The following is a 25,694-nucleotide window of genomic DNA, read 5'->3' as shown; positions in this document are numbered from 1 at the left end:
CCCACCTTCTCTTTTTCCCACCTGCCGCAGGCGGTTAAAAAAAAAAAAAGATTGATCGTTCTTCCGGATCGCCGAGAAGTGTTCCTACCCTTCGGTCCCGGGTTCGTCCCTCCGCTCCCCGCCGCTCTTCATCTGCGGGAAGAGGATGACTTCCTTGATGGAGGGCCTGTTTACGAGGATCATCACGAGGCGGTCTATCCCGATCCCGACTCCCCCGGTCGGGGGCATCCCGTGGCCGAGGGCATTGATGAAGTCGTAGTCGAGCATCTGGGCCTCGAGGTCACCTGCCCTCCGCTTCTCCTCCTGCAGCCGGAACCTCGAGAGCTGGTCGACGGGGTCGTTCAGCTCCGAGAAGCCGTTTGCGATCTCCATCCCGGCAACGAAGAGCTCGAACCTCTCGGTGAACCCTTCCCGCGCCCGGTGCTTCTTCGCGAGCGGCGAGTTCTCGACGGGGAAATCGTGGATGAACGTGGGCTGGACGAGTTCGTCCTCGACGAGGTTCTCGAAGAGGAGGACGAGCATCTCGCGGTGGTTCCTTGGGCTCTCCCACTCCTCGATCCCCTTCTCCCTCGCGATCGCCCGCAGCTCCCCGAGGTCGTGGGTCCACACGTCGATCCCCGCGATCTCCCGCACGGCGCCGTCCATCGTCATCCTCCGGAACGGGGGGGTGAGGTCGAGCGTCGTCTCCCCGAACGGGACGGTGGTCTCCCCGTGGATCTCTGCCGTGACAGAGGAGAGGAGACCCTCGCAGAGGGCCATCATGTCGGTGTAGTCGCGGTACGCCTCGTAGATCTCGACCATCGTGAACTCGGGGTTGTGCTGGGTGTCGATGTCCTCGTTCCGGAAGTTCCGGGCGACCTCGTAGACCTTCTCGAACCCCCCGACGACGAGCCTCTTGAGGTACAGCTCGGGCGCGATCCGCAGGAAAAGCGTCTGCCGGAGGTAGTTGTGGAACGTGGTGAAGGGCCGGGCGTTCGCGCCGCCGTACACGGGCTGGAGGATGGGCGTCTCGAACTCGAGGAACCCGCGGTCGTTGAGGTACTTCCGGATCGCCGAAATGACCCTGCTCCTCGTCCTGAACGTCTCGCGGACGTCGGGGTTGACGATCAGGTCGACATACCGCTGCCTGTAGCGTTTCTCCACGTCCCGGAGGCCGTGGAACTTCTCGGGGAGCGAGCAGAGCGCTTTCGCGAGGACCGTGACGTCCGTGACCCAGAGCGAGAGTTCCCCGACCTTCGTCCTGAATGCCGGGCCCTCGGCGCCGACGATGTCCCCCCGCTCGAGGCACTCGAGGAAGAGGGAGAACTTCGCGTCCCCTAGGTCGTTCTTCCGGATGTAGAGCTGGATCCTCCCGGTCTCGTCCTGCAGGTCCGCAAAGACCGTCTTGCCGTGGTTCCTGATCGTGGAGAGCCTCCCCGCGACGCGGAAGACCTCGGTTCCCCTCTCGTGCCCGGCGTTGGCCGCCCTCTCCCGGACGGACGCGACCGTCTGCCTCCCCGCGAAGGTGTACGGGTACGGGTCGATCCCCCTCGCCCGCAGTTCCCTCGCCTTCTCTTCCCTTTGTGCCTCGAACGCGAGCTCAGTTCTGCTCGCTTCCGGCTGTCTCTCCGTCACGTCGGCCCTCTCCTCCCTTCCCGTGTCCTCTCTCCCTCGCACCGGCGGGCTGTCCCGGCCGCGATGTCTCTCAAAGGTTGTGCGGGGTACGATAAGAATGTATATTCCCAGTTCCGCGGGCACGCGGCGGTCCCCCGCACTTCCCTATAATAGGCGGGAGAACCCACAACATTCCGGGATACGCATGAAGGTTGTCTTGCTCTGCGGCAGCCCGCGGCCTCAAGGAAATACCGCGCAGGTCGTGGAGGAGTGCGCACGGGTCATCAGGGAGAACGGCCTAGAGGCAGAAATCGTCTCCCTCGCGGGGAGGAAGGTGGAATCCTGCACGGCGTGCTACAGGTGCGCCGCCGAGGGCACGTGCGTCCTTGAGGACGGGCTCACGGAGATCATCGAGAAGGTCAGGGGTGCCGAGGGGTTCATCGTCGCCTCGCCCGTCTACTTCGGGACCGCCCGGGGGGACGTGATGGCGGCGCTCCAGAGGATCGGCATGGTCTCCCGCTCGACGGACCGGTTCCTCTCGTGGAAGGTCGGGGGACCGATCGCGGTCGCGCGGAGGGGCGGCCACACCGCGACGATACAGGAGATGCTCATGTTCTTCCTCATCAACAACATGATCGTCCCGGGGTCCACGTACTGGAACATCGTCTTTGGCAGGGACCCGGGCGAGTGCTGGAAGGACGCCGAGGGTATCGCCACCGTGCGGGTCTTCGCGGAGAACGTCGCCCGGCTCATCAAGAAACTCGCGGCGTGAGGGGCGCCGGGCCCCCCGGCGGGAGTGCTCACGGTTCCTGCCCGGCGCCGGGCGGGGGGACGAGGTACAGGGGGAGGTCCCGGAACTCCCGCGCGAACTCCTCCACCTGCCACAGGTCGTACGCCGCCATCTCGCGGAGGAACGCGGGGGGGAGGGCAGTCCCGAACTTCCACGCCGACGGGCGGGGGACGGGGACGGTCTCCCCCATCTCGCGGGGTGTCATCTCCTGCACCTCCCGGAACGCGGAAAGCACCCTCTCCGCGGACCCGGGGGGTCCGAGACGGGGGAACGCGAGGGAGACGTCGTCGTAGCGGACATGCGTTCTCTCCCCGAGCACGGACTTCGCGAGGACCGCGAGGAGGGCGTTCCTCCGCCGGGAGAGGAACGTGAGGGCGGTCACGTCCACCTTCCTCCTCCCCAGCGCGGGGACGGACTCAAAGACGTGGATCCCCCGGGGGTGGAGCGGGGGGAACGCCGCGATGCAGGATGCGACCGCCTCCCCCTCCCGCGGCCCGAGGGGGAGGACCGACTTTTGCCGGGCGATGATCTGCTGCACCGCGCGGCACACCGTCCCCGAGAGTCCTGCTTCCCCGCCGCCCCGCCAGAAGGTACTCCCTCCCGCCCCGCCGCCCGGGACGACGACGACGAGCCCGTGCTCCTCGTCGTTCCCCGCGAGCCTCCACTCCATTCCCCCGAGCGAGAACCCCTCGCGCCCCCGGGCCCGGACGAACCGTGAATCGAGCCTCCCGACCTGTTCCCCGTCGGGCGTCACCGCGCGGACCTCGCTCCCCCCCGCGATGACCGAGTAGAGCTCCCTCCCCTGCGACCGCCCGAACGTCCTCTCGAGGCGGGGGCCTGCCATGAGGAACTCGCCGTCCCTGACGAGGAATCCCCCTCCCTCGAGGGAGGAGACGAGCTCCCGCAGTGACCCCCGCGGGAGCCCGCGGAACGCGTTGAGCGTCCCGATCTCCCTCTCGAGGCGGGCGAGCGTCGTCCGCCTGTACCTCTGGACCGCGAGCAGGACCTGCTGGGCGAGCACGTTGTACGGCCTCTTCACCGGGACGAGGGGTTCTATCTCTTTCCTCCCCGCGCTCTCGATGACCGCGGCGCAGACGAGGAGGTCGCGCGGACTGGAGAGGACGAATGCCACGTACGGCGTCCCCCCGCGCCTCCCGCTCCTCCCCATCCTCTGGAGGAACGACGCGACGGAGGGGGGCGCCCCCGACTGGACGACGATGTCGAGGTCGCCGATGTCGATGCCCAGCTCGAGGGTGCTCGTGCAGATGATGCACGCGCTCCCCTCCCCGGCGAGGGACTCCTCGGCTGCGCGCCGCATCCCGGGGGAGAGCGACGAGTGGTGGACGAAGAGGTGTTCCACGCGCCCGCGGAGTGCCTTCCCGAGCTCCTCGGCCTCCGCGCGGCTGTTCACAAAGACGAGGGCCTTCCTCCCCGCGACGAGGCCCGCGATCGCCTCCACCCTCTCCCGCGGGCCTTCGTGCACGTGGAACGAGAACTTCTTCCCCCGCGGGGGCTGGACCACCTCCACGAGTTCCCCCTCCCTGCCCGGCCCCGAGAGCCACGCGAGCACGGCGGAAGGGTTCCCCACCGTCGCGGAGAGCCCGATCTTCTGGACGGGGGATCCCGCGAGCGCGTCGAGGCGGTCGAGGAGGACGCGGAGGTGCGCGCCCCTCTCGGACTCGACGAACGAGTGGAGCTCGTCCACGACGACGAACCGCGTGCGCGAGAGGTCCCGCGCGGCCCCTCCCTCCCCCATGAGGACCTCGAGCGACTCGGGCGTGATCATGAGGACGTGGGGGGGTTCCCCGTCCTCCCACGACCTGTCCCCCCTCGCGACGTCCCCGTGCCAGACCCGGAGCTCGAGGCCCGCCGGGACGCAGAACGAGAGGAACCGTTCCTGCTGGTCGTTGATCAGGGCCTTGAGGGGCGAGATGTACACGCACGCGACGCCCTGCCTCCCCTCCTTGAGGATGGCATCGACGACGGGGATGAGGGCGGCTTCCGTCTTCCCCCCCGCCGTGGGGGCGATGACGAGGACGTCCTTCCCGGTCGCGGCCGCCCGGACCGTCCTCTCCTGCACCTCGCGGAGCTCCGACCACCCGAGCCGGTGGGAGAGCACGTCTCGCAGGGCCTCGTGGAGGCCGAAGAATATCCCGCGGGCCATCCGTCGATCCCAGTAGTCTCCCGGAGGGGGGTTAGCCCTTGCGCTGCGCGAAAGAAAAAACCATAAATAGGGGATCTCCCCTCACAATGATCCAAGGGATGACCCGGACGCCAGTTCCCCGTTCCGTGCCTTGCGGCGCCGGCGTGTTCTTCTTCCTCTTTAGGTAGGGGACCGGATTTCTCCTCGGTCCCCGTGTAGCGGCACCATCCCTTGGAATTTTCCCGGAGGTTTCTCCCATGCTCGGAATTCCTGACCCACAGATCTGGATTGCGTATCTGCTCTGCATAGCGCTCGCGTTCTCCTGCGTCGTGTACGGCTACCTCAACTGGAACAACGGGGGTGAGTGAGGGGTGGCGGTCAACATCGTCCTCGTCGCCGCCGTCACCCTCGCCTACCTCGTCGTCATCCTCTGCCTCGGGTACGTGGGGTACAAGAAGACGCGGGAGGCCGAGGACTACCTCGTCGCCGGGCGGAAAGCCCACCCGGCCGTCATCGCGCTCTCCTACGGGGCAACGTTCATCTCCACCTCCGCGATCGTCGGCTTCGGGGGGCAGGCCGCGAACCTCGGGATGGGCCTTATCTGGCTCACGGTCTTCAACATCGGGGTCGGCATCCTCGTCGCCTTCGTCGTCTTCGGCAAGAGGACGCGCGAGGTGGGGCAGCGCCTGCGGGCCGTCACGTTCCCCGACCTGATGGGGAAGATCTACTCTTCCACGTTCATGCAGGTCGTCTCAGGCCTCGTCATCGTCGTGGGGATGCCCCTCTACTCCGCGGCCGTGCTGATAGGGGGCGCGCAGTTCATCAAGGAGACGCTCGGCATCTCCTACGCCGCGGCCCTCGTCGGGTTCGCCGCGATCGTGGCGATCTACGTGATCTTCGGCGGCCTCATCGCCGTTATGTACACGGACGCGGTGCAGGGGGCGATCATGCTCGTCGGGATGACGTTCCTCCTCGTCATCACGTACACCATCCTCGGCGGCGTCACGGCGGCGCACACCGCCCTCACCGCGATGGCAGACATGGTCCCCCAGAAGCTCGCAGAACAGGGGATGCGTGGCTGGACAGTGATGCCCGAGTTCGGGTCGCCGATATGGTACACGCTCGTGACGACGCTCGTCCTCGGCGTGGGGATCGGCGTCCTCGCCCAGCCCCAGCTCGTGGTCCGCTTCATGACTGCAAAGGACAACCGTTCCCTCCACAGGGCAGTCCTCGTCGGGGGGCCGTTCATCCTGATGATGACGGGCGTCGCCTTCACGGTCGGCGCGCTCACGAACGTCTACTTCCACGAGACGCAGGGCAAGATCGCGATCGCGGCCGCGGGCGGGAACGTGGACGCGGTGATCCCGCTCTTCATCAACCTCGCGACGCCCGAGTGGTTCACCGTGATCTTCATGGTCACCCTCCTCGCCGCGGCAATGTCGACGCTCTCCTCCCTCTTCCACACCATGGGGACCGCGCTCGTCTGCGACCTCTGGGGGCGGGGACGGGAGTGCGCGCTCTCGCTCAAGGCAAACCAGGCGGGTGTCCTCGTCATGATCGTGGCGAGCGTGGTCGTCGCGTTCCTGATGCCGGGGAGCATCATCGCGATTGCGACCGCGATGTTCATGGGGCTGTGCGCGTCCGCGTTCCTTCCCGTCTTCGCGGTGGCAGTCTCCTGCAGGGACCCCAGCCCCCTCGCCGCGAAGGCGAGCCTCGTCTCCGGCGCGCTCATCTGGTTTGCGTGGGCGCTCTTCGTGAATTCCCGGTACTCCGCGGTCTTCGGCCTTGCCCCCGCCCTGTTAGGCAAGGCGAGCGTCCTTTCCTTCCCGTGGAGCGCGATGGACCCCCTCGTGGTCGCACTCCCGGTCTCGGCCGCGGTGATCCTCGCCCTCCAGGCCCTCCACGGGCGGTGCGGGACGGCAAGGACCCCTGCCTGACCCGATACCCCTTTTTCCCCGGGGACTTTCCCGTGGGGAACCGGCCGTGGCGGGGACCCTCACTTCCGGTCCTGCCCCGTCCCCCGCGCGATTCTCCACCTGTAGGCCAGGTACGCGGCCACGAAAGTCGCGATGATCGCGGCTGCGACGGTGACGCCGGTCGCGGGGTTCGCGACGATGATCTCCCACACGAACGCCGACCCGAGCGCGATCAGGAAACAGCCGAGGAACGCGCCGAGGACGATCGCGAAGAAGATATCCCACCTCCCCATCCCGAGCAGCCTCCCGAGCAGCGTCGCCCCGATCCCGCCGGAGCCCTGGAGGGGGAACATCACGAAGAGGACGACGCCCGCAAAGCAGAACCGCGCGAGCCACGGGCGGCGGGCGAGGTAATCGTTCCCCCGGCCCAGGAACCTCTCGATCCAGGCGCCGAGGAGGGGGACGCGGAACGCCACCTCGAAGTTCAGGGCCATGAAGAGACCGGCGAGGACGTCCATCAGGGCGATCGAGGTCCCTATCAGCCACCACGGGAGGCCGAGCGCGATCCCGAGGGGGATGACAGACTCCTTGCCCGCCGGCGGGACGACGTACGCGAGCATGAGGGCGCCGAGGAGGAGCGCGGTCTCCCGGGGGAGGAGGAGGACGCAGAAACCGAAATACAGCCCGCCGAGGAGGAACGGGAGGATGACCTTCGCGACCGGGTGGTCGACGGGGAGCGGGCTTTCCGGGACCTGCACTCCTGTGCGCACAATCTCGTCTCTCCCGAGTACCACATTAACCCGTGGGCTCCGCCCCGGCGGGCAAGGGCGGTTCCCTCACCCGGGCGGCGCGGTCTCCTGCCTTGCCCTCCTCGCCTCCGCGTAGAGGTTCACGAGGGAGAGGGAGACGAGGTTTAAGGTGGTCGCCGCGTACCACGCGGTGGTCCCGGCGGGCGGGAGGAGGGCGATCCACCCGGACCAGAGCATCGCGCAGATGATGAGGAACGTGAACAGGGTGTCTGCCGCGAGGAAGACGGCAGGGAGACCGAGGATTGCCCCTGCCTGCGCGAGCGTGCAGTACTCGAACGGGGCCTCTCTCCCGAGGGCGTCGAGCACGGCCTTGCCCGCGTTCATGAGGAGGTCGGCGACTGCCCACGCGACGACCGCGGTCCCCGCGGCAGCGAGGGGGAACATCCCTCCCTCCGACCCCAGCCGGAGCGCCGTCGCCCCGAAGAGGAACTTGAACGTGCAGAACGGGATCCCGATGGTGAGGGAGAGGAAGGCGGGCCGGGAGAAGAAATCCCCGGGCAGGCCGGGCACGCCCCCTCCCTCGCGTCCACCTCCCGCCACGGCGCGCGTCACCCCGTGGGTTTCCCGGGGGGGAGGTCCTCGCCCTCCCTCCACCTCCTGTAGAGGTGGTGGTCGATCCCGAGGATGTCGAAGACCTTCCCGACGACGTGGTCGACGAGTCCCTTGATGTCCTTGGGCCGGTGGTAGAACCCCGGGCAGGCGGGCAGGATGACCGCCCCCGCCTCCGCGAGGGCGAGCATGTTCCGGAGGTGGATGGGGGAGAGCGGCGTCTCGCGGGGGACGAGGACGAGGGGCCGGCGTTCCTTCAGCGTGCAGTCCGCGGCCCGGAGGAGGAGGTTGCCGGAGAACCCGCAGGCGATCCCGGAAAGGGTCTTCATGCTGCAGGGGACGACGACCATCCCCATGTGCCTCGTGCTCCCGGACGCGAGGGGAGAAGTGAAATCGTGGTTGTCGTGGACCCTCGTCGCGAGCGCGGTGACCTGGGAAGGGTCGAGCGAGGTCTCGATCCTGACCATCCCGGCCGCGTTCTCGGACATGACGAGGTCCGTCTCGATCCCTGCCTCGCGGGCCGCCTCGAGGAGGCGGATCCCGTACACGATTCCGCTCGCGCCCGAGAGGGCGACGATGATGCGGGGTCTTGCCATGCAGTGAGAGGTGGGGGCGGGGGATTAATAGGGATATGGTCGTGCGGCGGGAGGGGGGTGCCCGTGGGGGAGGGGGGGCACCGGGGACGCAGTATCACGTGGAAAGGCTGAAAGCCCTCGCGAGGCGTGCCCGCAGCGCGTCCTTAGGGTACGCCCCGACGACCCTGTCGACGAGCGATCCCCCACGGAAGAGGAGGATGGTCGGGATGGCCGAGATCGCGAAGCGTGCGGCGAGCCGGGGATTGTGGTCCGTGTTGCACTTCGCGAACGTGACCGAGCCCGCGAGTTCGACGGCGAGTTCCTCGATGACGGGGGCGACCATCCGGCACGGCCCGCACCACTCGGCCCAGAAGTCGACCGCGAGGTTGCGGTGCGCGGAGAGGACCTCCCTGAAATTCGATTCCCCGACGGTGATGACCCGGGCGGGCTCCTTCTTCTCCGCCCTCCCGCTGAGGCGTTCTGCCAGTTCCCGCAGTTTCTTCTCCCTGATGCGCTGCAGTTCCTCGTCGTCCATGTACCATCCTTTCGCGCACCGGCCAGATAATCGATTCCCCGTTCCCGGCCGAGAAACCGCCCCGCCCGGGAATGCCGTGGGGGTAAACTATATCTCTGCAGATTGCGAAATTAGATTCCCACAAGATCGAGGAGAAGCGAGGTGGGGTAGTCAGGATATCCCGACGGGCTCATAACCCGTAGATCGATGGTTCAAATCCATCCCTCGCTATGGGAACACCCGCCCTTTTCGCATGGATTCCGCGTTTTTCCGGTTTTCCCCCGCTCACGTCCCGAACCGCTCGAGCCGGGTCTGGTACGTCCCGTCGAGGAAATCGACGGGCGGGGGCCTCGAGACCTCCCCCGGGATCTCGACAGGGTAGCAGCCCGTGAGGCAGCCCGTGCAGAGGTTCTCCCTCCCTATCCCGATCGCCTCGACGAGGGCACCGATCGAGACGTGGTGGAGGGAGGTCGCGGTGATGTGCCTGCGCACTTCCTCCTCGTCCCTCCCGTGCGCGACGAGCTCCTCCCGCGTGGGCATGTCCACGCCGAGGTAACACGGGGCGACGATCCGCGGGGACCCTATCCGCACGTGGACCTCGCGGGCCCCCGCGTCCCGCATGATCCCAATGATGCGGCGGGAGGTCGTCCCGCGGACGATGCTGTCGTCCACGAGCACGACGGACGCGCCGTCGAGGTGCCTCCGGATGGGGTTGAGCTTCATCCGGACCGCCCTCTCCCTCTCGTGCTGCGTGGACATGATGAAGGTCCTGCCCATGTACCTGTTCTTGAGGAGGCTCTCCATGAACGGGATGCCGGACCTCGCGGCGTATCCTATCGCGTACGCGGTCCCCGAGTCGGGGACGGGGCAGACGGAGTCCGCCGGGACGGGCGCCTCCTCGTGGAGTTTCCCGCCGATCCGCAGCCTCACGTCGTACACGAGCGCCCCGTCGAGGACGGCGTCCGCCCTCGCGAAGTAGATGTACTCGAATATACAGTGCGCCCTGCGGGATGCCCTCGCGATCTGCATGCTCCGCATCCCCTCGCCGTCGATGCAGACGAGCTCCCCCGGCGCGACGTCCCGCAGGAACGTCCCCCCGAGCGCGTCCACGGCCACGCTCTCGGACGCGATCATCAGCCCCTGTTCCGTCCTCCCGATGCAAAGGGGCTTTATCCCGAGGGGATCACGGAACCCGTACAGCACCCCGTCGACCATCATCACGACCGAGTACGACCCGCGCAGGACCCTCATGCACCTGTGGACGGCGTCCTCGACGGACCCCGACGCGCTCAGCTCTTCCGTGAGGACCTTGGCGATGAGCTCCGTGTCCGTCGTCGAGCAGAAGATCTGGCCGCGCCGCTCGTACTCCTCGCGGAGCTGGCGGCTGTTGACGAGGTTCCCGTTGTGGGCGATCGAGATGATGCGGTCACGGTGGGTGAAGTTGAACGGCTGGGCGTTCTCGGGCTTGTTCGCACCCGTTGTCGGGTAGCGGACGTGCCCTATCCCCACGTTCCCCTCGAGGGAGGAGAGGATGGAGGAGTCGAAGACCTCGGCGACGAGCCCCTGTCCCTTGTGCTTGTGGAGGCGCACGCCGTCGAACGTGGAGATCCCCGCGCTCTCCTGGCCCCGGTGCTGGAGCGCGTAGAGCGCGTAGTAGAGAGAAAAGGAGACCCCGGTGGCATCCCTGATGCCAACGATGCCGCACATGGTGTCTCGGTCAGTGGGTCGGGATCTTCGGCCGTTTCATCGTCCACTTGTAACTGCGTATCCTCGCGCTTCTCCCGAATCCACAGGAAGAACAGACCTTGTGGCGCACGTGGTAGGATGTCCTCCCGCACCGGCGGCACGCGATGTGCACCTTTTTCTGCCGCTTCCCCATCGATGGCGTTCCCTTCGACATGGCTCACCTTTCACCCATCTATTGTTCTTTGGAGGGCGAGATGTATATCACGTTGTCCCCACGCACGATGAGGGTCCCGACGCTGCGCGACTGGCCCCCCTCGATCTCCTCTGCCCTGTCAAGGACGAGGTTCATGTGCACATCATAGCCCTGCAGGACCCCGCGGAGTTCCCTTCCGCCCTTGAGGGATACGATGACAGGCTGCCGGTTCAGCACCTGGTCCAAAATATCCAACGGCCGTTTGGTCATGATCGTACCCTGTGTACTCTCGGTTTGGAGTAATATATGTGCGCAACCCCGATACATAAATGTGCTGCAGCGGAGGGGACCGTGCACCCCCTCCCGCCCGCGGGTGCGGGTATTTTGTGCTCGGACTTCCCCACATGTGGGGAGAGGGGAGAGATGGCCAGGATCACGCCGAGGAAGCGCCATACCCTGCGGCGGTCGCAGGCAGAGGAGTTGCGGGAGAGGCTGCAGGCCGAGATAGGAGCCTCCGCGGAACTCTTCCCGGTCGAGGGGATCGAGATCGTCGAGACCGACGGGGACGTCACCCTGTACCTCATCAGGAAACGCCCTCTCCTCATGGAGACGGGGGGAATCGTCTTCCCGACCCTCCGCGGCCTCCTCGACCACCCGTTCCCCGAGAGGAGGGTCGTCGTGGACGCGGGGGCAGTCCCCTTCATCGCGAAGGGCGCGGACGTGATGAGGCCGGGGGTGACCGCGGTCTCCGACGACGTGCGGGAGGGGCGGCCGGTGCAGGTCGTGGAGGAGCGGCACGGAAAGCCCCTCGCCGTTGGGATCGCACTCCTCGACGCGGCGGGGATCCGGGAGAAGACGGCAGGCAAGGTCGTCAAGACGCTCCACCACGTCGGGGACGAGATCTGGAACCTCGAGTTCTAGGGACGCCGCCGCATCCGGCCGCACTCCTCTCCCGGGACGGGAAATCCCGGCCGCGGGGGAGGAAAACCTGCCGCGATGACAGATACTATTAAGTAACGCACAACAGACACTTTTTCCCATGGTGAAGTTCCTGGAGACCCTGCTTGGGAAGAGCACTCCCTCGACCGAGGACGAGTACATGGACCTCGACCTCGAGGCCCTCGAGGCAGAGGAAGAGGGGGCACCCGCACTCTACGTCAAGATCGCGTCGGTGGGGGACATCAAGGACAGCCCCCGCATCAAGGACGAGATCTACAACGGCAACATCGTGATCGTGGACATCGCGAAGCTGAAGGCGGACAAGGTCATGTACGAGCGTGTCCTCAAGGACTTCAAGGAGGTCGCAAAGGACGTCAACGGCGACATCATCGGCCTTGGCGACCAGCGCTACGTCGTGATCACGCCAAACTCCGTCAAGATATCGAGGGAAAAGATCGGTGGATCTGCCTGAGCCCGTGCGCAGGGTCGTCCCCGGTCCCTGCCCTGTCTGCAGCGCGGAAATCGAATACATATACGAGGTCGAAGATATCCCTTACTTTTTCGGGCTCCTCATCGTGAGCACGCGCTGCCCCACCTGCGGCTTCCGCTTCGTCGACACCTCCCTCATGAAGAACGCGGAGCCCTCCCGGTGGGAATTCTCGGTCCTCTCCGTCGACGACCTCTCCGCGCGCGTCGTGCGGAGCATGAGCGGGACCATCACGATCCCCGAGCTCGGCGTCGAGATCGCGCCCGGCCCCGCGTGCGAGGGGTTCGTCTCGAACGTGGAGGGTATCCTCGCCCGGGTCGAGAGGGTCGTCGAGAGCATCATCCTCTGGGCCGAGGACGAGGGGGAGGAGGCCCGGGCACGTGCACTCCGCGAGAGGATCGCGGACGCAAAGGAGGGGAGGTTCCCCGTCACGATCATCATCGACGACCCGACGGGCAACTCCGCCATCCTCGACGACCGGGCGGTCGTCTCTCCCCTCGTCCTTGAACCCGCCGAGGACGGGGGGTGACCCGGGACCCGCAAAAAGGCGGGGGAAGGCGAGGAAGGAGCCCGCGGCGTCCTCCCTGAAAAACGGCCCGCCCACTTTTCCGCGTGTTGTTCAGCGGACGGGTATCCCCCTGACCCTGACCCCCGGCTCCGCCGAGACCTCTCCCACGACCCTGCTCCCTGGGACGAGGGAGAGAACCTCGTCGGCGGATTCGTCCGGCACGATGTACGCGTACCCCATGCCCATGTTGAACGTCCGGTACATCTCGGCGGTGCCGATGCCCCCCTCCCTCTGGAGCCACGCGAAGATCCCGTGCGGGGGGAGCGGGTCGGTCACCTCGAACCCGTGGCGCGAGAGCCGCGTGAGGTTGAGGAGGCCTCCCCCCGTGATGTGGCACATGCCGTGGACCTCGGTCCGGGCCGCGACCTCGAGCGCCTCGGCGTAGATGCGGGTCGGGACGAGGAGTTCTTGCCCGATCGTCTTCCCCGGGGCGATCCGCTCCTCCCACGCGTCCCGCGCGTCGACTATCCGCCGGGCGAGGGAGAGCCCGTTGCTGTGGATCCCCGACGATGGCACGCCGACGATGACGTCACCCGGCACGATCCTCTCGCCGGAGATCACCCTCTCCCTCCTCTGGATACCCAGGCACGTCCCCGCGAGGTCGATGCCGGTGACGAGACCTTTCAGGGTGGCCGTCTCCCCGCCCACGATGTCCACGTTCGCCTGCCTCGCCCCCTCGTTGAGACCGATCCCGATCTGCGCCATCTGCTCCTCGGAGAGCGCGTCCGCCGCGATGTAGTCCACGAATGCGACGGGTTCGATGTTCATCACGTAGAGGTCGTTTGCATTCATCGCGATGCAGTCGATGCCGACCGTCGTCCAGTCCCGGAGCCTCTCGGCGACCTTCATCTTCGTCCCGACGCCGTCGACGGTGAGCGCGAGGACGTGGCTGCCGCACTCGACGTAGCCGGCGAAGTGCCCCGGCGGGGAGACCTTCCGGAACCGTCCCTCTCGCCGGAACGTGAGTTTCGCGACGAGGGCGGCGACGGCCCGGGCCTCGAGGTCGATGTCGACGCCCGCGTCCCTGTAGGTCCTCGGCACCTCCTTACCCATTGTCCTCCTCGGAGAGCCGGAACTCGTCGTGGAGGATGCGGACCGCCTTTCGGCCGTCCTCCTTCTTCACCACGAAGGAGATGTTCAGCTCGGACGAGCCCTGCGAGATCATCATCACGTTGACGCCGCCGTTGCCGAGGGCGGTGAAAATCCTCCCCCCGGTGCCCCTCGCGCCCGCCATGCCGGCACCCACCACCGCGACGGCGCAGACGTCGCTGTTCGTGGTCACCTCCCGGACCCGCCCCTCGGAGACGAGGGGGAGGAGTGCTTCCTTCGCCGCGTCCTCCTGCGTCTCGTCGATGACGAGCGAGATGTTGGCTTCGGATGACCCCTGCGAGATCATCATCACGTTGATGTCCCTGTCCGCGAGGGCAGAGAAGATCGCCTTCGCGACGCCCGGCCTCCCGATCATCTGGGCGCCGCAGATGTTCACGAGCGCGACCTTCTCGATGTAGGTGAGGGCCTTCACGACCCGGTTGTCCTTCTTCTGGTCGCGCACGATGAGGGTCCCGGGGTGGTCGGGGTTGAACGTGTTCTTCACCCGGACGAGGATGTTCTTCCTCATCGCGGGCTCGATGGACCGCGGGTGCATCACCTTTGCCCCGAAGTAGGAGAGCTCCATCACCTCGTGGTACGAGATCACGGGAATCACGCGCGCGTCCGGGATGATGCGGGGGTCAGAGGTCATGATGCCGTCCACGTCGGTCCATATCACGATCTCGTCGGCGTCGATCGCCGCGCCCACGAGCGCGGCCGTGTAGTCCGACCCCGACCTCCCGAGGGTCGTCACGATCCCCTTCTCGGTGCATCCCATGAACCCCATGATGACGGGGACGGTGCTCGCGAGGAGGGGGAGGACGCGGCTCTTTATCTTCTGCTCGGACGCGGGGATCGCCACTGCCTCGCCGTGCGTGGGCGTGGTCACGATGCCCGCCTCGCACCCGTCGAGGACCGCCGTGGGGATCCCCCGCTGCCGGAGCGCTGCCGAGACGACGAGGCTGTTGAGCCGCTCGCCGAAGGTGAGGATGTAGTCCCGTGAACGCGGGGTGAGCTCCCGCAGGTTGTGCACCGCGGAGAGGATGTTCTCGAGGTTGTCAAGCTGCTCCTCGAGGGCGATCCCCACCTCGTCGGCGTAGTCCGGGGCTGCCTCGAGGAGGACCCTCCCGTGCCGGACACGCAGGGAGTTGATGAACTGCTCGATCTCGTCGGGGCCGGGGGCATTTGCGAGCTCCTCCGCGATCGCGATGAGCTGGTCGGTCACCCCCCTCTGCGCAGAAACGACGACCGCGACCTCGTTTCCTGCACGGTAGCAGGACTCGACGATGTCCACCACCCGGGAGACACTCCCGCCGTCGGCGACGGAAGTGCCCCCAAACTTCATCAAAAACCTCATTTTAGGCTCACGCTGTCCTTTACAATCTCTTTTATGTACGTATGAAGCCCACATTATAAGAAGATGCGGTCAGCCGAGATTCTGGACTGCCACGTCCTCGTCATCGGGAGCGGCGGGGCGGGGGTCAGGGCCGCGATAGAGGCCTCGGGGTACGGGGAGACCATCCTCGTCTCGAAGACCATCGCCGGGAAGGGGGGGTGCACCCCCATGGCGGAGGGCGGGTACAACGCGGTCCTGAGGGAAGTGGACTCCTGCGAGACGCACTACGAGGACACGATGAGGGGAGGGGCGTACCTCAACGACCCGGAACTCGTCAGGATCCTCGTCGAGGAAGCCCCCGCGAGGATCAGGGACCTCCTCGCGTGGGGTGCGGTCTTTGACGTGACCGACTGCTGCGAGGTGGCCCAGAGGCCGTTTGGGGGCCAGAGTTTCCCCCGGACGTGCTACGCGGGGGACAGGACCGGCCACGAGATGATGATGACGCTCCTCGAGCGGCTGGCCTCGACTGACGTGGCGGTCGAGAACGAGGTGGCGGCGCTTGACCTCGTGCGGGACGGTGACCGCGTCGCCGGGGCTGTCTGCCTCGACGAGCACGGCGAACTCGTCGCGATCCGGGCGGACGCGACGGTCCTCGCGACGGGCGGCGGGACGCAGGTGTACGACATCTCCACGAACTCCGCGAGCGGCACGGGCGACGGGTTCGCGATGGGGTACCGGGCGGGCGCCGAGCTCATCGACATGGAGATGGTCCAGTTCCACCCGACGGGCGCCGTCTACCCGTACGACGCGCGGGGCCGGCTCATCACCGAGGCGGTGAGGGGTGAAGGGGGGATCCTGAAGAACGCCCTCGGCGAGCGATTCATGGCGCGGTACGACCCGGAGAAGATGGAGCTCTCCACGCGGGACGTCGTCGCGAGGGCGATCGCGACCGAGATCCTCGAGGGGAGGGGCACGCCGCGGGGCGGGGTGTACCTCGACGTGACCCACCTCCCGAGGAGGCAGATCGAGGAGAAGCTCCCCGTGATGCTCGAGCAGTTCCTCAAGTTCGGCGTCGACATCAGGGAGGAACCGATGGAGGTCGCGCCGACCGCCCACCACGTCATGGGGGGCCTGCGCATCGCGCCGGACGCGGGAACCACGCTCCCGGGCCTCTACGCCTGCGGCGAGGTGACGGGGGGCGTCCACGGGGCAAACCGGCTCGGGGGGAACGCCCTCGCCGACACGCAGGTCTTCGGGAAGCGGGCCGGCGAATCGGCGGGGAAGTCCCCGCGGCGGGACATCCGCGTCCCGACGGAGGCCATCGCGGCAGTGGAGGAGAAACTCCACGCGTTCTACGAGGGCGAGGTCCTCCCCGCCACCGTCGTGCGGTCGCTGAAGGCCGCGATGTGGGAGGGCGCGGGGATATTCAGGACCGAGAAGGGACTGCAGCAGGCGCTTGGCGTCATCGAGCACCTCTCGTCGCTCCGGCTCCTCGCGAAGTCACCGGGGAACCTCGCCGAGTGCTGGACGGCCCGGAACATGCTCCTCTCCGCGACACTCATCGTCCGGGGTGCGCTCCTCCGGAAGGAGAGCAGGGGGGCGCACGTCCGCAGGGACATCGTCCAGACGTGGGACGCGCGGACGTCCCCCTACGGCCACACGTACCAGTCACTCGCGCGCTCCGGGATCGAGTCGGTGGTGAGGGCATGAGGAAGATCCACGTGAGGGTCTTCCGGTTCGACCCGGAGACCGACGAGAAACCGCACTTCCAGAACTACGCGGTGGAGGTGAACGAGGGGGCTCGCGTCCTCCACGTCCTGCAGGCGATCCACGACGAGGTCGACCCGACGCTCTCCTTCCGCTCCTGCTGCGGCGCGGGGCAGTGCGGGAGCTGCGCCGTCCGCATCAACGGCGAGCCCGGCCTCGCGTGCATGGTGGAGGCGGCCGACGGGATGACCATCGAGCCGCTCGACCTCCCGGTGAAGAAGGACCTCGTCGTCGACCTCGAGCCGTTCCTCGAGAAACTCCCCCGGATCCGGCCGAGCGGCGAGGGGATCGTCCCCGAGGGGGAGAGGGTCGCGCTCCTAAAACCGCTGCGCAGCTGCATCGAGTGCCTCTGCTGCGTCTCGGTCTGCCCCGCGATGGACGTCGCGGCTTTCGACGGCCCGACGGCGATGCGGCAGGAGATGCGGCTCGCGCTAGACCCGAGGGACACGGGCGACCGCGTCACCGAGGCGGTCTCGCGCGGTCTCTTCGCCTGCACGTCGTGCCAGGCCTGCTGGAAGGTCTGCCCGAAGGAGATCGAGATCCCCGGCAAGGCGATCGAGAAACTGCGGGCGCTCGCGAACAGGAGGGGGCTCACCCTCCCCCGCCACCAGGAGGTCGCCCGGCTGGTCCGCGAGACGGGGAGGAGCATCGTCCGGACGGGCCCGACGTTCCTCGAGGATGCACCCGAGGTCATCGAGCCCGAGGGCCCGGCGAAAGCGACGGTCGGGTTCTTCGTGGGCTGCATGTACAACGGCCGCCTCCCACAGACCGCCCGCGACGCGATGGAGGTCCTGAAGAGGAACGGGATCCGGGTCGTCATCCCGAGGGAACAGGTCTGCTGCGGGTCACCCCTCATCCGCACCGGGCAGATCGACTTCCTCGACACCCTCCAAAAGAGGAACGTCGATGCGTTCGTCTTCCGGGGCATCGACACGGTCCTCACGATGTGCGCGGGGTGCGGGTCAACCCTGAAGAACGACTACAGGACGCCGTTCCGCGTCATGGACATCAACGAGGTCCTCACGAAGTTCGGGATCGAGCCGCCGGCGCGGCTCCCGGTGAGGGTCACCTACCACGATCCCTGCCACCTCCTCCGCGGGCAGGGGATACGGGACCAGCCCCGCGCGCTCATCACGCAGGTCGCGGACCTCGTCGAGATGCCGGCCGTGTGCTGCGGGTCGGGCGGCGGGGTCCGGTCCGGGATGCCGCAGGTCGCGGCCGCCCTCGCGGAGAACAGGCGCAGGGAGATCGAGAAGACGGGCGCCGACATCGTGGTGAGCTCCTGCCCGTTCTGCGAGTTCCACCTCTCGGAGCACACGGGCAGGCCGGTGCGGAACGTGACCTCCCTCCTCCTCGAGGGGTACAGGGAGAAGGACAGGAAGAAGGGATAGAGAGACGCATGGGGGGGGGTTCTCCCCGGGGGGCCGGGGGAGGGGACGACCGTCTCCCTCTCCCTGCCGCTCGCGGGGGAGAAGCCCGCGTGAGGGGAGTCTTTCCCGCTGCCCGGCTGCCCGCTCCCCGCGGGAACGCGGGGAAAAACAAGCTATATCACCCCGGACGGATACCGCTCGCTCAACGTGAAACTCCAGTCAAGGGTCGTCCTCCTCTACCTCGCAATCGCGTTCCTCGTGCTGGTACTCATCGGCGGAGTCCTCCCCGCGACCCTCCACAGCCAGAACCTCGACAGGATCACGAACGAATCGATCAGCCAGCTCCAGCACATCGACTTTGCCCTCTCGGGCTTCGTGAGGAGCGTCAAGTACGATGTCCACGAGCTCTCTGTCAACGAGGATGTCCGCACCCCCGATGACACGGGGTTCACCTCGTTCCTGAACGCATCCGAGGAGACCTTCCAGTACTCCATCGGGGAGAGGGAGCAGAAGATCATCGATATCATGCGTGCGTACCAGCAGACCCACCCGTATGTCAGCTCTGTCTACATGGGGCGTGAGACCGGGACATTCGTCCGTTCCTACCCCCGTGCGAGGCCGACCGCGTACGACCCGCGCGTCCGGCCCTGGTACATCCTCGCGAAGGAGCACCCCGGCGAGGTGGTGGTGACGGAACCCTACAGGGCGGTGACGACGCCCGACGTGAACATCGGGATAGTGACGGCGCTCCTCGACGCGGAGGGTCACGTTTACGGCGTCGTCGGGGCCGACATAACCCTCGCGAACCTGACGGACTACATATCGGGCTTCGACCTCGGCGACGGCAGGGAGATGATCCTCACCGACGGGAACGGGACGGTCCTCGCGTCGCGGGACAGGGAACGCCTCTTCACGCACGTGAGCGACATCCTCGGGGACCAGGCGGGTGCATTCCTCGCACAGGACAGGGGAATCCTCGTCTCCAATGGGAGGTACCTCGTCCACCTCACGTCCCCGGAACTCGGGTGGAAGATCGCGATGGTCATCCCGCCGGGATTCGTCGAGCAAAAGATCAACGATTCGGTCTGGAATATCCTCACCTTCGTCCTCCTCGCCCTCCTGCTGCTCAGCGCGATCACGATCGTCGTGCTCAACCACACTGTCATCGGGCCCCTGACCGACCTGACCGCCGTGAGCAGGAAGATCGCCGAGACGGGTGACCTCGAACAGGAGATCGAGCCGGCAGAGTCGGGCGAGATCGGGATACTCAGCCGTTCCTTCAAGGCCATGGTCGAGAAGATAAGGGATGTGGACCGGGCGCGGCAGCAGGCCTTGAGGGAGCTCTCGGAGTACCGCGACCACCTCGAGGACCTCGTCGCCGAGAGAACCCGCGAACTCGAGCGCGCGAAGGAGGCCGCGGAGTCTGCCGACAGGCTGAAGTCGGTATTCCTCGCGACGATGTCCCACGAACTGCGCACGCCGCTCAACTCCATCATCGGATTCTCCGGCGTCCTCCTGCAGGGTCTCGCGGGGCCGCTGAACGAGGAGCAGAGGAAACAACTCGAGATCATCTCCCAGAGTGCCGAGCACCTCCTCGCCCTCATCAACGACGTCCTCGATATCTCGAAGATCGAGGCGGGCCAGCTGACCCTCGCCCGCGAACCCTTTGCCATGGAGGATGCCATAGGGAAAGTCGTGAAATCCATGAGGCCGCAGGCAGAGGCAAAGGGCCTCTCCCTCGAGGCCGAGGTGGCGCCGGACGTGGGTGAGGTCGTGGGCGACAGGCGCCGCGTGGAACAGGTTCTCCTCAACCTCCTCTCGAACGCGGTGAAGTTCACCGAGTCGGGACACGTCCGCGTCCGGTGCACGCGGGAGGGGCCGTTCGTCCACGTCGCCGTGAGCGACACGGGAATCGGGATAAGGCCCGAGGACTTGGAGGAGATATTCAAGCCTTTCAGCCAGGTCGACACGGGACTCACGCGGCAGTACGGGGGCACGGGGCTTGGCCTCTCGATATCAAAGAGACTCGTGGAGATGATGGGAGGGACAATCCGGGTCGAGAGCGAACCGGGGAAGGGGAGCACCTTCTCCTTCACGATACCCACGGGGAAGGGGGTGTCGCCGTGAAGATCCTCTACATCGAGGACAACGACCAGAACTTCTACCTCGTGAGCTTCATCCTGCGTGCACGCGGCCACGAGGTGATGCGGGCGCGCGACGGGAGGGAGGGCGTGGAGCTCGCGGCCTCGCACAGGCCCGACCTCGTCCTCCTCGACATCCAGTTACCGGGCATGAGCGGGTACGACACTGCGAGGGAGATGCGCTCGCGCCCGGACCTCGGGGATATCCCCATCGTCGCCCTCACCTCGTACGCGATGGTGGGCGACCGCGAGAAGGCCCTCGCTGCCGGCTGCAACGGGTACATCGAGAAACCGATCAATCCCATGACCTTCGCGGACCAGATTGACGGATACCTGCACATGAAGGGAGCCCGTGGTGAACCCGGATGACCACCATCCTGATCGTCGACGACAACGCGCGGAACCTATACCTCCTCGAGACGGTACTCCGGGGCGAAGGCTACACCGTCACCTCCGCGAGGAACGGGGCCACCGCACTCGAGATGGCGCGGAAAAACCCTCCCGACATGGTCATTTCGGATATCCTGATGCCCGTCATGGACGGCTTTGAACTCTGCAGGAGGTGGAAGGCGGACGAAACGCTCAGGGACATCCCGTTCGTCTTCTACACCGCGACGTACACCGATCCCCGCGACGAGAAGTTCGCGATGAGCCTCGGGGCCGACCTCTTCATCGTGAAACCGCAGAAGACAGAGGTTCTCGCCCGGCTGATCCTCGACGTGCTCCAGAGGTACCGCGAGAAACGCGCTCCGCCCCCTGCAAGGCCGCTCGGCGAGGAGATGGAGATACTGCGCCAGTACAACGAGGTCCTCTTCCGGAAACTCGAGAAGAAGATGCGTGATCTCGAGAACGAGATCGCCGAGAAGTGCCGGGTAGAGAAGCGCCTCTCCGAGAGCGAAACCTTCCTGAATGCCATCATCGAGAATATCCCGGACATGGTATTCGTGAAGGACGCAAGGGACCTCTCCTTCGTCCGCTTCAACAGGGCGGCCGAGCAGCTGCTCGGGTATTCGAGGGAGGAGATGTACGGGAAGACCGATTTCGACTTTTTCCCCCCGCACGAGGCGGCATTCTTCAGGGAGAAAGACCGGGAGGTCCTCGACGGGAACAAGATCCTCGACATCCCGCGGGAGAGCATCCACACGAAACACAGGGGGACGAGGATCCTCCACACAAAGAAGATCGCCGTCCCCGACACCAAGGGAGAACCGCGCTACCTCCTCGGCATATCCGAGGACATAACCGACCAGGTCCTCGCGGAGGAAGCCCTCCACCGCGCAACGAAGAAGCTGAATATCCTGAACGCGATAACCTTCGAGGATATCCAGAATATCCTCTACTCGCTCTCCGGGTACGTCGACCTCGCCGCAAAGGACCACCACGAACCGCACAGGGACAGGTACCTCGAAAAGATGGGGACCCTGCTCCAGTCCCTCGAGAAGACACTCGAATTCGCAAGGATCTTCCAGAGCCTCGGCCAGAACCCCCCCGCGTGGCAGGACGTCACATTCACGTTCCTCCTCGCCGCCTCGCACATCGACATGCGGGGGATTTCGCACCGGATCGACGTGAGGGGCCTCGAAATATACGCCGATCCCCTCCTCGAGAAGGTCTTTTACTTCCTCATCGAGAACGTGATCGCGCACGGCGCGGGTGCGACGGAGATCTCGCTGTCGTGCCGGGAATCCGAACAGGGGCTGACGATCTTCTTCGAGGACGACGGCGCGGGAATCCCCGAGGAGAAAAAGAGCCTCATCTTCGAGAAGGACGCGCTGGGGAAGAAGAACCGCTCCCTCTTCCTCGTCCGCGAGATCCTCTCCATCACGGAGATCTCCATCCGCGAAACGGGCGAATACGGCAGGGGGGCACGGTTCGATATCGTCGTTCCGGTGGGGATGTACAGGTTCCCCGAGGGACACCTGCCCGCCCGGGTCGACATCGCGGAAAAGACGTGAGTGACGACTCAGGAATCTTCGTTGCCATTTCACTTGCCGCCCGGCGGCAAATCCCCCTCAGGCACACCACCCGCGCCCTCCTCCTCCCCATGGGACCCGGGCCCGGGAGGATGCGGGTGGGGGTGGCCGCGGAGAGGCGCGTCCCCCCACGTGCGGGCCGCCGGGAGACCCCCCTCACGTGAACCTGTCGAGGGTTGCCTGGCGGTCCCTCAGCCGGTCTGAAAGCAGCCTGCTCTCCGCGATGTACCGGTTCGCGGGGAGGACCATCCGCGAGGAGACGTCCCGAAGGGCACCCTGCAGGTCCTCGAATTCCCTGTACGGCTGCTGCATCGCCTGCCGGACATTCTCCCGGACGTTGAAGACGCCGAGCGGCACGTAGCCTGTCCGCGCCTCCCGCAGGACGATCGCCCCCGCCTGGAGGCCCGACGCGGCGAGGGCCTCGAGGACGGCCATCTTGCACGAGTAGTAGCAGCCGCCGACGCAGGAATATTCCTGTTTTCCCCGCGGTCCCTCGTGGTCTGAGAAGACGACCTCCTCCTGCCCCCTGATCCTCACGAATGCCTCTATCCACTCGTACTCCCACGGCGTGGGAAGGAGGATGACCGCGTAGTGGTTGTGGAGGCTCGAGAACTCGTGGACCCTCACCGCGTCGATGACCCTGTTGCGCCGCACCTGCCGGAGGAAGTGGTCCGCGAGGACAGAGTCGCATGCAGTTATCGCCCAGCGCGTGGGAACGAGCCGCCTCTTGCGCCTTTCCCCGAGAGCCCCGGCCGAGAGGGCCTTTTCTATCCGGGAGAACGGGACCCCCCTCTCGTGGAGGGAGACGATCGCCTCCGCGGCAGGGAGGTCGCCGTCGTGGAAGCAGCGCTCGAGGAGGGGATCGAACCGGCCGCACTCCACCCTGAAGTCCTCGAGCGGCGCGCTCGGCCCGTGCGGGGCGTGCTCCTCGGAGAGGGATACCCCGGAGGGGGGCCTCGAGAAAGAGACCTCGCCCCCCGGGGAGGTCGAGGAGAGGGCGATCTCCTGCAGCCTGACCGCGAAGGGGTCCTCGACGCGCGTCACATCGTGGAACCTCTTTCCCCTGACGAGCGAGAGCCTGCAGGCGAGGATGTCCTCCTGCGTCCACCCCGCCGGGATCCACGCTTCCGGGGTGTCCATGATCCCGCATTCTCCCCGCACGGGCGCGACGAGGGGCCCCGCGAAGACCTTCGGGTAATTCCAGCTCCCGACGAAGATCGCGGGCGGTGTCGCCCCCTCCATCGTCCTGCCCGCGGGGCAGGACCGCGCCACGACCGGCCTCGTGATCGCCCTGAGGTACGCCGCCTTCCCCAGTCCCATCCATGGATTCCTTCGCCCGCGCCGCGGATAAACAATGGGATCGCGGGGGGAAAGTGCGGCCTTTCAGGGCGGGAGGAGGGAGAGGCAGGTGCACGCCGCGGGGGGGACGAGGAGGTTGTCGTCGACCGGAGCGAGGAGCTCCACGGTCCCCGCGACCACCGAGACGAGGAACGCCGTCCCGGGTCCGATGATGAGGGAGAGGACCGCGGTGTTCGCCGCGATTCCCGCGAGCGATCCCTCCAGTGTCTTTGCCCCCCAAATCCTCACCCTCCCAAACGCCCTCCCCGCGAGTGCGGAGACCGCGTCGAGGACGGAGAGGGAGAGGACCCCCGCGGCCGCGACGGCCGGCGGGAAGAATACCGTGCACGCGAGTGCGCTCGCGACGAAGTACGCCGCCCCCTTCCCCGGGAACTCGCCTTCCCGCTCGAGGCGGTCGACGAGGGAGGAGACGAGCGGGACGCGGTACCCGGCCCTCACGAGCTCCGCGAGGGCGAGGCCCGCGACGAGGCCGGCGGCGAGGATCATTTCGGCCTGCCCCGCCGGCAGGAGGAGTATTGCCGCCGAGATCGCTACACCGAAGGAGAGGTGGACGATCTTCCTCGCCTGCTCATTCATGGACTTGAGATCCTGTGGCCCCGCGGTATATCATGCCTCCGGGACGGACTGCCCCCCATGGAAAGTTCAAGACCGCGCGTTCCCAATCCACCTTAGATGAGTGCGGGTGGCTCCACGGTCGCTTCAATCCTCGGCGAGGGCGCGACCGCGACCGAGCAGCTCGAGGTCTATGGGATCCGCGTCGCGAGGATCCACGGGGAGTTCTGGACTGCGGGGCAGAGGCAGGCGTCCTCGATCCACGAGATCTCGTACAGGGGGTGTTTCAAGCCCCAGCTCCCTGCCTTCTTCATCGAGAGGTTCTCGCGGGAGGGAGACCTCGTGTACGACCCGTTCTCGGGGCGCGGGACGACGGTGATCGAGGCGGGCCTCCGGGGGCGCAGGGTCGCCGCAAACGACATCAACCCCCTCTCCCGGATCCTCACGCGCCCGCGGTTCTTCGTCCCCGACCCCGGATCTGTCTCCGCGCGGCTCGCGGAGATACCGGAGTGCAGCGTGGAGGACGGGGGCACGCCGGACCTCTCCGTGTTCTACCACCCCGACACCGAGAGGGAGATCCGCGCGCTCCGGGCCTACCTCCTCTCGCGGGAGAGGGAGGGCACGATGGACCCCCTCGACGAGTGGATAAGGATGGTCGCGACGAACAGGCTCACCGGCCACTCTCCGGGATTCTTCTCGGTCTACACGCTCCCCCCCAACCAGGCGGTCTCGCCCGAGAGGCAGGCGGCAATCAACAGGAAGTACGGCCTCGTCCCGGAGTACAGGGACACGCGGGAGATCATCGTGAAAAAGACGCGGTCCCTCGTCCGGAACGTGACGGCCGAGGAGAGTGCGCGGCTCCGGCGCGCGGGGGAGTGCGGTCTCTTCCTCTCGTGCGACGCGCGGGAGACACCCTGCATCCCGGACTGCTCCGTCCAGCTCACCGTCACGTCGCCGCCCTTCCTCGACGTGGTCCAGTACTCGAAGGACAACTGGCTGCGCTGCTGGTTCTGCGGGATCGACACGGAGGAGACCGAGAGGCGGATGACCGTCACGAGGTCGCTTTCCGAGTGGAGGCGGGTGATGCAGCAGACGTTCCTCGAGCTCTTCAGGGTCACGCGCGACGGGGGTTACGTCGCGTTCGAGGTGGGGGAGATCCGCCGGGGAACACTCCCCCTCGACGAGGTCGTCGTCCCGCTCGGTGTCCGGGCGGGTTTCTCGTGCGAGGGGATCCTCGTCAACACCCAGCGCTTCACGAAGACCTCGCACATCTGGGGCGTGGACAACAACGCCCGGGGCACGAACACGAACAGGATCGTCCTCTTTGGGAAAGGGTGAGGGCGGG

Annotated in this window: 25 protein-coding genes and 1 tRNA gene; 13 read left to right on the top strand and 13 right to left on the bottom strand. The window is 66.6% G+C overall.

Annotated features, from left to right (window positions below; all coding sequences use genetic code 11):
- Positions 1-84 precede the first annotated feature (84 nt).
- Positions 85-1,614, bottom strand: a complete 1,530-nt coding sequence (gene lysS, locus QFX32_05230; protein MDI9633445.1) for a lysine--tRNA ligase — start codon at positions 1,612-1,614, stop codon at positions 85-87.
- 184 nt (positions 1,615-1,798) lie between these two features.
- Here lysS and QFX32_05225 point away from each other — a divergent pair, with 184 nt between their 5' ends.
- Entirely contained in the window at positions 1,799-2,365 is a 567-nt protein-coding gene (locus tag QFX32_05225; GenBank protein MDI9633444.1) for a flavodoxin family protein, read from the top strand.
- A gap of 28 nt (positions 2,366-2,393) precedes the next feature.
- On the opposite strand, the gene QFX32_05220 is transcribed toward QFX32_05225, so the two are convergent.
- Complete coding sequence (locus QFX32_05220; GenBank protein ID MDI9633443.1) at positions 2,394-4,547, bottom strand: DEAD/DEAH box helicase; 2,154 nt, start codon at positions 4,545-4,547, stop codon at positions 2,394-2,396.
- A 350-nt stretch (positions 4,548-4,897) separates the two neighbouring features.
- Here QFX32_05220 and QFX32_05215 point away from each other — a divergent pair, with 350 nt between their 5' ends.
- Positions 4,898-6,463: a sodium:solute symporter family protein gene (locus QFX32_05215; protein MDI9633442.1), complete on the top strand. Its 1,566-nt coding sequence runs from the start codon at positions 4,898-4,900 to the stop codon at positions 6,461-6,463.
- Between the two features lie 59 nt (positions 6,464-6,522).
- Here QFX32_05215 and QFX32_05210 read toward each other — a convergent pair whose 3' ends face one another.
- From QFX32_05210 to trxA, 4 genes are all read right to left on the bottom strand, one after another.
- A complete protein-coding gene (locus tag QFX32_05210) occupies positions 6,523-7,212 on the bottom strand; it encodes a small multi-drug export protein (protein MDI9633441.1) in 690 nt (229 codons plus the stop codon).
- Between the two features lie 66 nt (positions 7,213-7,278).
- Positions 7,279-7,791: a hypothetical protein gene (locus QFX32_05205; protein ID MDI9633440.1), complete on the bottom strand. Its 513-nt coding sequence runs from the start codon at positions 7,789-7,791 to the stop codon at positions 7,279-7,281.
- Between the two features lie 8 nt (positions 7,792-7,799).
- Positions 7,800-8,396 (bottom strand): UbiX family flavin prenyltransferase, encoded by a 597-nt coding sequence (locus tag QFX32_05200; protein ID MDI9633439.1) that lies wholly within the window; start codon positions 8,394-8,396, stop codon positions 7,800-7,802.
- Positions 8,397-8,490: 94 nt separating this feature from the next.
- A complete protein-coding gene (trxA, locus tag QFX32_05195; GenBank protein ID MDI9633438.1) occupies positions 8,491-8,910 on the bottom strand; it encodes a thioredoxin in 420 nt (139 codons plus the stop codon).
- Positions 8,911-9,045: 135 nt separating this feature from the next.
- Here trxA and QFX32_05190 point away from each other — a divergent pair.
- Positions 9,046-9,120 (top strand) — tRNA-Met (locus QFX32_05190).
- Positions 9,121-9,174: 54 nt separating this feature from the next.
- On the opposite strand, the gene purF is transcribed toward QFX32_05190, so the two are convergent.
- From purF to QFX32_05175, 3 genes are read right to left on the bottom strand one after another with little or no spacing between them, the layout of a single operon-like run.
- Complete coding sequence (gene purF / locus QFX32_05185) at positions 9,175-10,596, bottom strand: amidophosphoribosyltransferase (GenBank protein ID MDI9633437.1); 1,422 nt, start codon at positions 10,594-10,596, stop codon at positions 9,175-9,177.
- Between the two features lie 10 nt (positions 10,597-10,606).
- Positions 10,607-10,789: a 50S ribosomal protein L37e gene (locus QFX32_05180; GenBank protein ID MDI9633436.1), complete on the bottom strand. Its 183-nt coding sequence runs from the start codon at positions 10,787-10,789 to the stop codon at positions 10,607-10,609.
- Between the two features lie 18 nt (positions 10,790-10,807).
- Positions 10,808-11,038, bottom strand: coding sequence for an RNA-binding protein (locus QFX32_05175; protein ID MDI9633435.1), 231 nt, complete (start codon positions 11,036-11,038; stop codon positions 10,808-10,810).
- 153 nt (positions 11,039-11,191) lie between these two features.
- Between QFX32_05175 and QFX32_05170 the strand changes: the two genes are divergently transcribed.
- From QFX32_05170 to QFX32_05160, 3 genes are all read left to right on the top strand, one after another.
- Positions 11,192-11,689 carry an RNA-binding protein gene (locus QFX32_05170; GenBank protein ID MDI9633434.1) on the top strand — a complete coding sequence of 166 codons (498 nt, stop codon included), beginning with the start codon at positions 11,192-11,194 and terminating at the stop codon, positions 11,687-11,689.
- Positions 11,690-11,807: 118 nt separating this feature from the next.
- Positions 11,808-12,179, top strand: a complete 372-nt coding sequence (sepF, locus tag QFX32_05165) for a cell division protein SepF (GenBank protein ID MDI9633433.1) — start codon at positions 11,808-11,810, stop codon at positions 12,177-12,179.
- 4 nt (positions 12,180-12,183) lie between these two features.
- Positions 12,184-12,723, top strand: a complete 540-nt coding sequence (locus QFX32_05160; protein MDI9633432.1) for a ZPR1 zinc finger domain-containing protein — start codon at positions 12,184-12,186, stop codon at positions 12,721-12,723.
- A 90-nt stretch (positions 12,724-12,813) separates the two neighbouring features.
- Here QFX32_05160 and purM read toward each other — a convergent pair whose 3' ends face one another.
- Together purM and QFX32_05150 are read right to left on the bottom strand one after the other, a co-directional pair.
- Positions 12,814-13,815 carry a phosphoribosylformylglycinamidine cyclo-ligase gene (gene purM / locus QFX32_05155; protein ID MDI9633431.1) on the bottom strand — a complete coding sequence of 334 codons (1,002 nt, stop codon included), beginning with the start codon at positions 13,813-13,815 and terminating at the stop codon, positions 12,814-12,816.
- Positions 13,808-15,196 (bottom strand): aspartate kinase, encoded by a 1,389-nt coding sequence (locus QFX32_05150; GenBank protein MDI9633430.1) that lies wholly within the window; start codon positions 15,194-15,196, stop codon positions 13,808-13,810. The genes purM and QFX32_05150 overlap by 8 nt, the downstream gene beginning before the upstream one ends.
- Positions 15,197-15,271: 75 nt before the next feature.
- On the opposite strand from QFX32_05150, the gene QFX32_05145 reads away from it, so the two are divergent.
- The 6 genes from QFX32_05145 to QFX32_05120 all read left to right on the top strand — a co-directional run bounded on the left by QFX32_05145 (position 15,272) and on the right by QFX32_05120 (position 22,602).
- Entirely contained in the window at positions 15,272-16,897 is a 1,626-nt protein-coding gene (locus QFX32_05145; protein ID MDI9633429.1) for a fumarate reductase subunit A, read from the top strand.
- Positions 16,894-18,345, top strand: a complete 1,452-nt coding sequence (locus tag QFX32_05140) for a succinate dehydrogenase/fumarate reductase iron-sulfur subunit (protein ID MDI9633428.1) — start codon at positions 16,894-16,896, stop codon at positions 18,343-18,345. Before QFX32_05145 ends, QFX32_05140 begins: the two co-directional genes overlap by 4 nt.
- 186 nt (positions 18,346-18,531) lie before the next feature.
- The gene (locus QFX32_05135; GenBank protein ID MDI9633427.1) at positions 18,532-20,451 is read left to right on the top strand and encodes an ATP-binding protein; all 1,920 of its coding nucleotides are present in this window, start codon (positions 18,532-18,534) and stop codon (positions 20,449-20,451) included.
- Positions 20,448-20,834 (top strand): response regulator, encoded by a 387-nt coding sequence (locus QFX32_05130; GenBank protein MDI9633426.1) that lies wholly within the window; start codon positions 20,448-20,450, stop codon positions 20,832-20,834. The genes QFX32_05135 and QFX32_05130 overlap by 4 nt, the downstream gene beginning before the upstream one ends.
- Entirely contained in the window at positions 20,831-22,420 is a 1,590-nt protein-coding gene (locus QFX32_05125; protein MDI9633425.1) for a response regulator, read from the top strand. Before QFX32_05130 ends, QFX32_05125 begins: the two co-directional genes overlap by 4 nt.
- Positions 22,417-22,602, top strand: coding sequence for a hypothetical protein (locus QFX32_05120; GenBank protein MDI9633424.1), 186 nt, complete (start codon positions 22,417-22,419; stop codon positions 22,600-22,602). The genes QFX32_05125 and QFX32_05120 overlap by 4 nt, the downstream gene beginning before the upstream one ends.
- Here the strand turns inward: QFX32_05120 and QFX32_05115 are convergent.
- Together QFX32_05115 and QFX32_05110 are read right to left on the bottom strand one after the other, a co-directional pair.
- The gene (locus QFX32_05115; protein MDI9633423.1) at positions 22,595-23,758 is read right to left on the bottom strand and encodes a hypothetical protein; all 1,164 of its coding nucleotides are present in this window, start codon (positions 23,756-23,758) and stop codon (positions 22,595-22,597) included. The genes QFX32_05120 and QFX32_05115 overlap by 8 nt on opposite strands.
- 63 nt (positions 23,759-23,821) lie before the next feature.
- Positions 23,822-24,373, bottom strand: a complete 552-nt coding sequence (locus tag QFX32_05110; GenBank protein MDI9633422.1) for a hypothetical protein — start codon at positions 24,371-24,373, stop codon at positions 23,822-23,824.
- 96 nt (positions 24,374-24,469) lie between these two features.
- Between QFX32_05110 and QFX32_05105 the strand changes: the two genes are divergently transcribed.
- Positions 24,470-25,687: a DNA methyltransferase gene (locus QFX32_05105; GenBank protein MDI9633421.1), complete on the top strand. Its 1,218-nt coding sequence runs from the start codon at positions 24,470-24,472 to the stop codon at positions 25,685-25,687.
- The last annotated feature ends 7 nt before the right edge of the window (positions 25,688-25,694 follow it).

Source organism: Methanolinea sp., assembly GCA_030055515.1.
Classification (GTDB): Archaea; Halobacteriota; Methanomicrobia; order Methanomicrobiales; family Methanospirillaceae; genus Methanolinea_A.
The sequence above is the reverse complement of the archived record's forward strand: the minus strand, read 5'-3'. Positions and strand labels throughout refer to the sequence as shown.